Annotated in this window: 1 rRNA gene (cut by a window edge); it reads left to right on the plus strand. The window is 52.3% G+C overall.

Features of this window, described 5'->3' with window-relative positions:
• Nucleotides 1-1,180 (plus strand): 23S ribosomal RNA (locus AC3WOM_RS26585); its annotated part runs 1,442 nt beyond the window's last position; the annotation flags it as partial.

The raw sequence follows: 1,180 nt of genomic DNA on the forward strand, positions 1-1,180 counted from the left end.
GAGTGGATCCTGAGTACGGCGGAACACGTGAAATTCCGTCGGAATCCGGGAGGACCATCTCCCAAGGCTAAATACTACCTAGTGACCGATAGTGAACCAGTACCGTGAGGGAAAGGTGAAAAGCACCCCGGAAGGGGAGTGAAAGAGATCCTGAAACCGTGTGCCTACAAGTAGTTAGAGCCCGTTAATGGGTGATAGCGTGCCTTTTGTAGAATGAACCGGCGAGTTACGATTACGTGCGAGGTTAAGCTTTAGAAGGCGGAGCCGCAGCGAAAGCGAGTCTGAATAGGGCGAAATAGTACGTGGTCGTAGACCCGAAACCAGGTGATCTACCCATGTCCAGGGTGAAGGTGAGGTAACACTTACTGGAGGCCCGAACCCACGCACGTTGAAAAGTGCGGGGATGAGGTGTGGGTAGCGGAGAAATTCCAATCGAACTTGGAGATAGCTGGTTCTCTCCGAAATAGCTTTAGGGCTAGCCTCGTGATGAGAATACTGGAGGTAGAGCACTGTTTGGACTAGGGGGCCATCCCGGTTTACCGAATTCAGACAAACTCCGAATGCCAGATATTTATACACGGGAGTCAGACTGCGAGTGATAAGATCCGTAGTCAAAAGGGAAACAGCCCAGACCACCAGCTAAGGTCCCAAAGTAATCGTTAAGTGGAAAAGGATGTGGCGTTGCACAGACAACCAGGATGTTGGCTTAGAAGCAGCCATCATTTAAAGAGTGCGTAATAGCTCACTGGTCGAGTGACGCTGCGCCGAAAATGTATCGGGGCTAAACGATTCACCGAAGCTGTGGATTGACATCTACGATGTCAGTGGTAGGAGAGCGTTCTAAGTGCGTTGAAGTCAGACCGGAAGGACTGGTGGAGCGCTTAGAAGTGAGAATGCCGGTATGAGTAGCGAAAGACGGGTGAGAATCCCGTCCACCGTATGACTAAGGTTTCCTGAGGAAGGCTCGTCCGCTCAGGGTTAGTCGGGACCTAAGCCGAGGCCGATAGGCGTAGGCGATGGACAACAGGTTGATATTCCTGTACCACCTCCTCACCGTTTGAGAAATGGGGGGACGCAGTAGGATAGGGTAAGCGCGCCGTTGGTTGTGCGCGTCCAAGCAGTAAGGCGTGTGTGTAGGCAAATCCGCACACTGTAACGTTGAGCTGTGATGGCGAGTCCG

The sequence above is a fragment of the Lysinibacillus sp. FW301-JW8 genome (assembly GCF_058788755.1).